We start from the raw sequence: 9,740 nt of genomic DNA, 5'->3' as shown, positions 1-9,740 counted from the left end.
AGCCCGTCCGGCGTTTGAGGACGAGCGCGCAGCGCGGATAGAAGGGGTCCTAGGGGCGGAGCCCCTAGTTTCGGGAAGGGGTGGGACTGGGGCGTCCCGCGAGGGGCTCGGGGCGCCCGCGCCAGGGGCCGTAGAATCTGGGCGTGGCAGGACGGATCAATGACGAGGACGTGAAGGCGGTTCGGGACGCGGTCCCGATCGACGCCGTGGTGTCCGAGTACCTCCAGCTGCGCAACGCGGGCGGCGGAAACCTGAAGGGCCTGTGCCCCTTCCACGACGAGAAGTCACCGTCGTTCCAGGTCAGCCCCAGCAAGGGCCTCTTCCACTGCTTCGGCTGCCAGGAGGGCGGCGACACCATCACGTTCGTGATGAAGGTCGACCACCTCACGTTCGCCGAGTCGGTGGAGCGCCTGGCGGCGAAGGCGGGCATCACGCTGCGTTACGAGGAGGGCGGGTACAACCCCTCCCACCAGCGCGGCGAACGCATCCGCCTGATCGAGGCGCACAAGGCGGCCGCCGAGTTCTACAGCGCGCAGCTGGAGTCCGCGGAGGCCGAGATCGGCCGGAAGTTCCTCGCCGAGCGCGGCTTCGACCAGGCCGCCGCCGCACACTTCGGCGTGGGCTACAGCCCGGCGGGCTGGGACCACCTCACGCGCTTCCTGCGCGGCAAGGGCTTCACGGACAAGGAGCTGACCCTCTCCGGCCTCTCCCAGGAGGGCAGGCGCGGCCCCATCGACCGCTTCCGCGGCCGCCTGATGTGGCCGATCCGCGACATCGGCGGCGAGGTCGTCGGCTTCGGCGCCCGCAAGCTCCGCGACGACGACAACGGCCCGAAGTACCTGAACACGCCCGAGACCCCGATCTACAAGAAGTCCCAGGTCCTGTACGGCATCGACCTCGCCAAGAAGGAGATCGCCAAGTCCAGCCGCGCGGTCGTCGTCGAGGGCTACACGGACGTCATGGCCTGCCACCTCGCGGGCGTGCCCACGGCCATCGCGACCTGCGGCACGGCCTTCGGCGGCGACCACATCAAGATCCTCCGGCGCCTGCTCATGGACAACGGCTCGGCGCGCGTGATCTTCACGTTCGACGGCGACGCGGCGGGCCAGAAGGCGGCCCTGCGCGCCTTCGAGGACGACCAGAAGTTCGCCGCCGAGACGTACATCGCGATCGCCCCCGACGGTATGGACCCCTGCGACCTGCGCCTCGCCAAGGGCGACGCCGCCGTCACCGACCTCGTCGAACCGCGTACGCCGCTCTTCGAGTTCGCCCTGCGCCAGATCGTCGCGCGCTACGACCTGGAGACCCCCGCGGGCCGCGCCGCCGCCCTCGACGAGGCCGCCCCGGTCGTCGCCCGCATCAAGAACAGCGGCGCGCAGCACGAGGTCGCCGTGCAGCTCGCGGGCATGCTCGGCATCCTCGACACGCAGTTCGTCGTCAAGCGGGTCGCGCAGCTCGCCCGCTGGGCGCGGGACCGCGGCGGCAAGGGCCCCGCGCCGCAGCGCGGCCCCCAGCCGGTCGCCCCGGCCCCCGCCGGGCCCTCAGGGCCCGCCCTCAACCTCCGCAACCCGGTGTACGCCACGGAGCGCGAGCTCCTCAAACTGGCCCTGCAGCGCCCCGAGTTGGTCTCCCCGGCCTTCGACGCGTACGGCGTCGACGAGTTCACGGCCGCGCCGTACGCCGCCGTGCGCCAGGCCGTCCTGGAGGCGGGCGGCGCCGAGCTCGGCGCCCAGGACCCGCAGGAGTACCTGGTCCGCGTCCGCGACGCGGCCCCCGACGACACGGTCCGCGCCATGGTCACGGAGCTCGCCGTGGAAGCGATCATGCGCCGCACGGTCGACGAGATGTACGCGGGCGAGCAGCTGGTCACCGTCCGCCTCCGCGCCGTCGACCGCCGCATCCGCGACGTCCAGGGCACCTTCACCCGCCTGGCGGCGGGCGGCGACCCACAGCAACTGACCGCGGTCCAGAACGAGTTGTGGGTCCTCCAGCAGTACGCCCGTGCCCTGCGCGAACGCGGAGCGGCGGCCCTGTAACGGGTGTTTCCGGCCCGTCCGAGGTGTGAGACCCCCGCAAGGGGTAACCGACTGGTTACGGACCGGACTCAAAAAGTCACCGCACGCCCCTCGTGGCGGCCGTGTGTCGTACTCCACACTGGGGTGCGGTGCCTGAGTCCTCGGAGCGCGGCCGGACCACAGCCAGCGAATGCGGGTCCGATGGTTCCGCGGTTCCACACATCGTGATCGGGACGGACAGCGGCGAGGCCGCCGACGCCGGTCCCGTCGCAGCGCTGCCACACCCCTCAGCAGCGATCACCCTGGAGGTCGCCCCCGTGCAGACCCAGACCCTCACCCAGACCGAGAAAGTCACGCCCGAGGACCTGGCGGAACCGGACGTCGTCGCCACGGTCCCGGCGCAGGGCCGCGGCGGGCTCCGCCCCGAGCTGCCGGCGGAGGCGCTGGAGGCGGAGACCGTCGAGACGATCGAGCTGCCCACCCCGCGCGGCCGGGCGGAGACCGGCGGTCCCTCGTCGGACCTGTTCCGCCAGTACCTGCGCGAGATCGGCCGCATACCCCTGCTGACCGCGGCCGAGGAGGTCGAGCTCGCGCGGGCCGTCGAGGCGGGCCTGTTCGCCGAGGAGAAGCTGGCGGGCACGCCCGACCTGGACTCCCAGCTCGCCCTCGACCTGGACAAGCTGGTCGTCATGGGCCGGATGGCCAAGCGCCGCCTCATCGAGGCGAACCTGCGGCTCGTGGTGTCCGTGGCGAAGCGGTACGTGGGCCGCGGCCTGACCATGCTCGACCTGGTCCAGGAGGGGAACCTGGGCCTGATCAGGGCGGTCGAGAAGTTCGACTACGCGCGCGGCTACAAGTTCTCGACGTACGCCACGTGGTGGATCCGCCAGGCCATGTCCCGCGCGCTCGCCGACCAGGCCCGCACGATCCGCGTACCGGTGCACGTCGTGGAGCTCATCAACCGCGTCGTACGCGTCCAGCGCCGCATGCTCCAGGAGCGGGGCTACGAGCCGACGCCCGAAGAGGTCGCCGCCCACCTCGACCTGCCCCACGAGCGCGTCAGCGAGGTCCTGCGGCTCGCGCAGGAGCCGGTGTCGCTGCACGCGCCCGTGGGCGAGGAGGACGACGTGGCGCTCGGCGACCTCATCGAGGACGGCGACGCGACGAGCCCCGTGGAGTCGGCGGCGTTCCTGCTGCTCCGCGAGCACCTGGAGGCGGTGCTCTCCACGCTCGGCGAGCGCGAACGCAAGGTCGTCCAGCTGCGCTACGGCCTCGCGGACGGCAGGCCCCGCACCCTGGAGGAGATCGGCCGCATCTTCGGCGTGACCCGCGAACGCATCCGCCAGATAGAGTCGAAAACCCTCAACAAACTACGAGACCACGCCTTCGCGGACCAGCTCAGGGGCTACCTGGACTGAGAGGGCGAGGGGAGTGCCCCGAAGGGGCGCGGGGAACTGCGCGACCAGCCACAGCGAACCGGCACACGCAAGACCGCAGCACCCCAACGGCGCTAATCGACCTGAGCCACAGCCTCCGCGAACTGGGCTTTGTACAGCCGCGCATACGCCCCACCCGCAGCCAGCAGCGCGCTATGCGTCCCCTGCTCCACGATGTCCCCGTCCTCCATCACCAGGATGGTGTCCGCGTCCCGGATCGTGGAGAGCCGGTGCGCAATCACGAACGACGTCCGACCATGCGCAAGCCGGGCCATGGCCTTCTGAATGAGCACTTCCGTACGGGTGTCCACGGAGCTGGTCGCCTCGTCGAGGACCAGGATCACCGGGTCGGACAGGAACGCCCGGGCGATGGTGATCAGCTGCTTCTCGCCGGCGCTGACCCCCGTGCCCTCGTCGTCGATGACGGTGTCGTACCCGTCCGGCAGGGTCCGGATGAACCGGTCGGCGTGCGCGGCACGCGCGGCCTCCTCGATCTGCGCGCGCGTGACGTCCTTGGCCGCCCCGTACGCGATGTTGTCCGCGATGGTGCCGCCGAACAGCCAGGTGTCCTGGAGGACCATGCCGATGCCGCCGCGCAGTTCGTCGCGGGACATCTTCGCCACGTCGACGCCGTCGAGCGCGATGCGCCCGCCGGTGACCTCGTAGAACCGCATGAGCAGGTTCACGAGCGTCGTCTTGCCCGCGCCGGTCGGGCCGACGATGGCGACGGTGTGGCCCGGCTCCACCACGAGGGACAGGTCCTCGATGAGCGGCTTGTCCTGGTCGTAGCGGAACGAGACGTGCTCCATCTCGACGCGTCCGCGCAGGTCCGCGGGGCGCTCGCCGGGCACGGGGTCGGGCTCCTGCTCCTCGGCGTCCAGGAGCTCGAAGACCCGCTCGGCCGACGCGACGCCGGACTGCACGAGGTTCGCCATGGACGCGACCTGCGTGAGCGGCATCGAGAACTGCCGCGAGTACTGGATGAAGGCCTGCACGTCACCGATCGACAGGGAGCCGGACGCGACCCGCAGGCCGCCGACCACCGCGACGAGGACGTAGTTGAGGTTCGAGACGAAGAACATCAGCGGCTGCATGATGCCGCTGATGAAGCTCGCCTTGAACGACGCCTCGTACAGCGCGTCGTTCTGCTCGGCGAAGGCCTTCGCGGACTCGCCCTGGCGGCCGAACACCTTCACCAGGGTGTGCCCGGTGTACATCTCCTCGACGTGCGCGTTCAGCGCGCCGGTGGACTTCCACTGCTGCACGAACTGCGGCTGCGACCGCTTGCCGACCTTCGTCGCCACGACGAACGAGATCGGCACCGTGACGAGCGCCACCAGGGCGAGCAGCGGCGAGATCCAGAACATCATCACGAGGACGCCGACGATCGTCAGGAGCGAGTTGATGAGCTGCCCCATCGTCTGCCCGAGCGTCTGGTTGATGTTGTCCAGGTCGTTCGTGGCCCGGCTGAGCACCTCGCCGCGCTGCCGCTTGTCGAAGTACGACAGCGGAAGGCGCGACATCTTCGCCTGGACCTCGCCGCGCAGCCGGAACACGGTCCGGTTGATCGCCCGGTTGGACAGGCGCGTGGCCACCGTCATCATCAGGCCCGCCACCAGGAACACGGCCGTGGCGAAGAGCAGCACCTCACCGACCGCGCCGAAGTCGATGCCCTGGCCCGGCGTGAAGTCGAGCCCGGACAGCATGTCGGCCCTGCCGTCGTCACCCTGGTCCCGCAGGTGCTCGATGGCCTGGTCCTTGGACACGCCGTCGTCCATGGTCCGCCCGACGATGCCCGCGAACACCAGGTCGGTGGCGTGGCCCAGGATCTTCGGGCCGAGCACGGACAGGGCGACGCTCAGGACCACGGCCGCGAGCATCCCGTACATCGTGGTGCGCTCCGCGCGGAACTGCGCGAGCAGGCGCTTCCCCGAGCCCTTGAAGTCCATGGACCGGGAGTCGGGACCCATCATCGGTCCGCCGAGACCACCAGGGGGCATTACGCGGCCTCCGCTTCCGTGAGCTGGGAGAGGACGATCTCCCGGTACGTTTCGTTGTCGGCCATCAGCTCGTGGTGGCGTCCGGTGCCGACGACCCGGCCCTCGTCGAGGACGACGATGCGGTCGGCGTCGCGGATCGTCGACACGCGCTGGGCGACGATGACGACGGTCGCCTCGCGGGTCTCGCGGGCGAGCGCGGACCGCAGGGCGGCGTCGGTGGCGTAGTCGAGCGCCGAGAAGGAGTCGTCGAAGAGGTAGATCTCCGGGCGCTGGACGAGGGTGCGCGCGATGGAGAGCCGCTGTCGCTGCCCGCCGGACACGTTCGAACCGCCCTGCGCGATGGGCGCGTCAAGACCCTGTTCCAGGGCCTGGACGAAGTCCTTGGCCTGCGCGACCTCCAGGGCGTGCCACAGCTCGTCGTCCGTGGCGTCCGGATTGCCGTACCGCAGATTGCTCGCCACGGTCCCGGCGAACAGATACGGCTTCTGCGGCACCAGGCCCACGGTCCGCGCGAGGAGCGCGGGTTCGACGGTGCCCACGTCGACGCCGCCCACGCGCACCTCGCCCTCGGTGGTGTCCATCAGGCGCGGTACGAGGCTGAGGAGCGTCGACTTGCCGCTGCCGGTCGAGCCGATCACGGCGGTGATCTCGCCGGGGCGGGCGTCCAGGTCGATGCCCTTGAGCACCGGCTCCTCGGCGCCGGGGTAGCGGAATCCGGCGCCGCGCAGCTCCAGGTGGCCGTGGCCGAGCAGCTTGCGCACCGGCTCGGCGGGCGGGGCGACGCTCGTGTCGGTGTCCAGGACCTCCTGGATGCGCTCGGCGCACACCTCGGCCCGCGGAATCATCATGAACATGAAGGTGGCCATCATCACGGACATCACGATCTGCATGAGGTACGCGAGGAAGGCGGTGAGCGCGCCGATCTCCATGGCGCCGCTGTCGATGCGGTGCGCGCCGAACCAGACGACGGCGATCGACGACAGGTTCACGACCGTCATGACGATCGGGAACATCAGCGCGAGGTGCCGCCCGGTGCCGAGCGAGACGTCGGTCAGGCGGGTGTTGGCGCCCCGGAAGCGCTCCTTCTCGTAGGAGTCGCGGACGAAGGCGCGGATGACGCGGTTGCCGGTGATCTGCTCGCGCAGCACGCGGTTCACCGTGTCCAGGCGCTCCTGCATGGTGCGGAACAGCGGGCGCAGGCGCCGCACGATCAGGCTGACGCTGATGCCGAGCACCGGCACGACGGCGAGCAGCACGCTCGACAGCGGCACGTCGAGGCCGAGCGCCATGACGATGCCGCCGACGCACATGATCGGCGCGGTCACCATCAGCGTGAACGCCATCAGGACGAGGGTCTGCACCTGCTGGACGTCGTTGGTGGTGCGGGTGATCAGGGTCGGCGCCCCGAACTGCCCCATCTCACGTCCGGAGAAGGACTGCACCCGGTCGAAGACGGCGGCCCGCACGTCCCGGCCGACCGCGGCCGCGGTGCGGGCGCCGTAGTGGACGGCGCCGATGTTGCACACCATCTGGGCCACGGTCACGGCGAGCATGAGGGCACCGAACGACAGGATGTAGCCGGTGTCGCCCTTCACGACACCGTTGTCGATGATGTCGGCGTTGAGGGTGGGCAGATAGAGCGAGGCGCAGGTCTGCAGGAACTGCAGCAGCACCAGCACGGCGATGGGTTTCTTGTACGGATCCAGATGGGTCCGCAGGAGTCGTATGAGCACGCTCAACTCTCGGCAGAAGTCGCGGTACGTCTTGGGATGTCGCGCAGTGATGTCGCGTGTGTGGGGGTGGGGCGGGAAAGGCCGCCCACCATCCTGCGGTACCGGACCCCCGAGCGTGCAACGAATTAACCCATGATCGAGTCAAAAATTGATCCCGGTCAAGAAGTGGGTGCACTCAATGTTTCCGTGCCCTCACGCAGAGCGCCGGAATCCCTGGTTCCGGGGCAATTGCCCGGAACCAGGGATTCCGAAAATCCGCGGCGGCGACGGAGGCGTCAGCCGACCGGCGCCCCGCCGAACGCCCCCGGGTGCGCCTGCTCCCGCACGGTCACGTACTGCTGCCGCACCGCCTGCCCGACCGGCAGCTCCTCGCCGGGCTCGAAGACCTGCGTGACCGCGCCCTGCCACTGGGGGAGCTGGCCGGTCAGCGCCCAGGCGGCCTGCCGTGCGGCGCCGATCGCGGCGTAGTCCGCGGGCTGCACGACCACGACCTGCGTGCCGAAGAGCATCGGCGCGATCGCCCGCACGGCCGGAAGGTCCGCGGCAGGACCGAGCAGGAACACCCGGCGCACCTCGACCCCGCGCCCGCGCAGCACGTCCAGGGCGTCCCCGAGCCCGCACAGCATGCCCTCGAAGGCGGCCCGCGCCAGGTGCTCGGGCTTCATCGACTCGCGCCGGAGGCCGGTCAGGGTGCCCGCGGCGTGCGGCAGGTTCGGCGTCTTCTCGCCCTCCAGATAGGGCAGCAGCGCGAGGCCGTGGGCGCCGGGCGTGGACTTCAGGGCGAGGTCCGAGAGCGCTTCGAGGTCCGGGAGCCCCAGCATCTCGGCCGTGCCGCGCAGCACCCGTACGGCATTGAGCGTATGCACGACCGGCAGATGCATCCCGGTCGCGTCGGCCAGCGAGGTGATGGTGCCCGTCGGATCGACGAGCGCCTCGTGGTGCACGGCCATCACGGAACCGGAGGCGCCGAGCGAGACGACCGCGTCGCCCTGCCGCACCCCGAGCCCGAAGGCCGCCGCCTGCGTCTCGCCCGTACCCGCGGAGATGAGCAGCCCTTCGGGCGTCGTACCGGCGGCGTCCGCGGGCCCGATGACCTCCGGCAGCATCGCCTGGTGCCCGAGCGCGAGCTCCACCAGATCCGGCCGGTACGCGCCGGTCGCCGCCGACCAGTAGCCGGTCCCGGAGGCGCCGCCGCGGTCGGTGGTCCGCCGCGCGGGCCGCCCGAGGAGCTGCCATACGAGCCAGTCGTGGGCCTGCATGAGCATCCCCACGTGGCGCGCGGACTCCGGCTCGTGCTTGGCCAGCCAGCGCAGCTTCGTCACCGGCGACGCCGCCTGCGGCACGCACCCCACGGCCTGCGCCCACGCCTGCCGCCCGCCGAGCCCGTCCACGAGGTCGGCCGCGGCGACCTGGGCGCGCGGATTGTTGCCGACGAGCGCGGGCCGCACGGTCGCGCCCTGCGTGTCGAGCGGTACGAGGGCGTGCTGCTGCGCGCACACCCCGATGGCCTGCACCCCTTCGAGCAGCCCGCCGCCGGCGGCCTCGCCGAGGGAGAGCAGCCAGGCCTGCGGGTCGACGTCCGTGGGACGCCCGCCCTCGGGATTCTCCAGTGGATGCGGGGCGTACCCCTGCCTGAGTACGGCGCCCGTGTCGGCGTCACAGACCACGATGCGTGTGAAATCGGGCGAACTGTCCAACCCCGCGACTATCCCCATGCCGAGGATTCTGCCGCACCCGGGGGGATGCCCCGCACAGACGTCCGCCCCGGGCGGAAAGTCCCAGCCCGGGGCGTTCGGGGCCGGTACCCCGACCCGCGGATCCTGCCCTCCCGATCTCCTGAACGCGCTAGGTGTTGCTGGTGCCCCAGTCGTCCTCGGCCTCGCCCTGCCCCCGCTCGCGCAGCGACCGCACCCGGTCGGCCACGGAGTCCGGCATCCGGTCGCCGACCTTCTCGGACACCGAGTGGAACGCCTTGCCCGCCACGTCACGGCCCTGCTGGGCCGCGGACTCGACGGTGTTGCGGACGGCGGGGTTCTGGGAGATCTCGCGGACGGTCTTCTTCAGCTGCTCGTAGCGCTCGCGTCCGGCCCGCGTCCCGAGTACGTACCCGAGAACCAGTCCTGCCACGAATGTGAGCCGGTAGCGCATGACGGCCACCCTTCCCTTGCCTCGACTGCCGACGTCGGTCGCCTGGGGATACCGATTGGCGGAGCACCCCCCTGCTTGCGCTAATGTATGTGTCGCAGCGAACGCACGCCGCCCGGGAATCCCCAGGTAGGTGACATTGTTGCAGTGACTCCGTCACCAAGAGTCATTCCCCTGTAGCTCAATTGGCAGAGCAGCCGGCTGTTAACCGGCAGGTTACTGGTTCGAGTCCAGTCGGGAGAGCTGTACACGAGGACCCCCGGGCCGCCGTCGAGGCGCCCGGGGGTCCTCGCGCGTGCGCCCAACGATCCCTCGTACACATCTGATTAGCCGCTGGTGGAACCGCACGGGCCGCAGCGCAGTCCTCATGGTCGTGCGTAGCCGACCACTCGGAGCAGGAGATCGTATGAG

At 70.6% G+C, this 9,740-nt stretch carries 6 protein-coding genes and 1 tRNA gene; 3 read left to right on the top strand and 4 right to left on the bottom strand.

Annotated features, from left to right (window positions below):
• Nucleotides 1–143 precede the first annotated feature (143 nt).
• Together dnaG and ACFWZ5_RS33340 are read left to right on the top strand one after the other, a co-directional pair.
• Nucleotides 144–2,036 (top strand): DNA primase, encoded by a 1,893-nt coding sequence (dnaG, locus tag ACFWZ5_RS33345; protein WP_384796289.1) that lies wholly within the window; start codon nt 144–146, stop codon nt 2,034–2,036.
• A 128-nt stretch (nt 2,037–2,164) separates the two neighbouring features.
• A complete protein-coding gene (locus tag ACFWZ5_RS33340) occupies nt 2,165–3,433 on the top strand; it encodes an RNA polymerase sigma factor (RefSeq protein ID WP_384796287.1) in 1,269 nt (422 codons plus the stop codon).
• A gap of 92 nt (nt 3,434–3,525) precedes the next feature.
• Here ACFWZ5_RS33340 and ACFWZ5_RS33335 read toward each other — a convergent pair whose 3' ends face one another.
• The 4 genes from ACFWZ5_RS33335 to ACFWZ5_RS33320 form a co-directional block, all read right to left on the bottom strand.
• On the bottom strand, nt 3,526–5,451 hold the full coding sequence (locus ACFWZ5_RS33335) for an ABC transporter ATP-binding protein (RefSeq protein ID WP_384891667.1): 1,926 nt from the start codon (nt 5,449–5,451) through the stop codon (nt 3,526–3,528).
• The gene (locus tag ACFWZ5_RS33330; RefSeq protein WP_384796285.1) at nt 5,451–7,184 is read right to left on the bottom strand and encodes an ABC transporter ATP-binding protein; all 1,734 of its coding nucleotides are present in this window, start codon (nt 7,182–7,184) and stop codon (nt 5,451–5,453) included. The genes ACFWZ5_RS33335 and ACFWZ5_RS33330 overlap by 1 nt, the downstream gene beginning before the upstream one ends.
• 275 nt (nt 7,185–7,459) lie before the next feature.
• Nucleotides 7,460–8,899, bottom strand: coding sequence for an FGGY-family carbohydrate kinase (locus tag ACFWZ5_RS33325; protein ID WP_384796283.1), 1,440 nt, complete (start codon nt 8,897–8,899; stop codon nt 7,460–7,462).
• A 130-nt stretch (nt 8,900–9,029) separates the two neighbouring features.
• Entirely contained in the window at nt 9,030–9,332 is a 303-nt protein-coding gene (locus tag ACFWZ5_RS33320; RefSeq protein WP_384796281.1) for a YtxH domain-containing protein, read from the bottom strand.
• 167 nt (nt 9,333–9,499) lie between these two features.
• Here ACFWZ5_RS33320 and ACFWZ5_RS33315 point away from each other — a divergent pair.
• Nucleotides 9,500–9,572: transfer RNA gene (locus ACFWZ5_RS33315), tRNA-Asn, on the top strand.
• Nucleotides 9,573–9,740 lie beyond the last annotated feature (168 nt).

The sequence above is a fragment of the Streptomyces sp. NPDC059003 genome (assembly GCF_042740445.1).
Classification (GTDB): Bacteria; Actinomycetota; Actinomycetes; order Streptomycetales; family Streptomycetaceae; genus Streptomyces.
Note: the sequence above shows the minus strand (reverse complement) of the source record. Positions and strands in the feature narration are given on the sequence as shown.

Excerpts from the sequence above, each read along its gene's own strand:
- ACFWZ5_RS33335 (WP_384891667.1), bottom strand. The coding sequence starts at position 5,451 with ATGCCCCCTGGTGGTCTCGGCGGACCGATGATGGGTCCCGACTCCCGG.
- ACFWZ5_RS33325 (WP_384796283.1), bottom strand. The coding sequence starts at position 8,899 with ATGGGGATAGTCGCGGGGTTGGACAGTTCGCCCGATTTCACACGCATC.
- ACFWZ5_RS33320 (WP_384796281.1), bottom strand. The coding sequence starts at position 9,332 with ATGCGCTACCGGCTCACATTCGTGGCAGGACTGGTTCTCGGGTACGTA.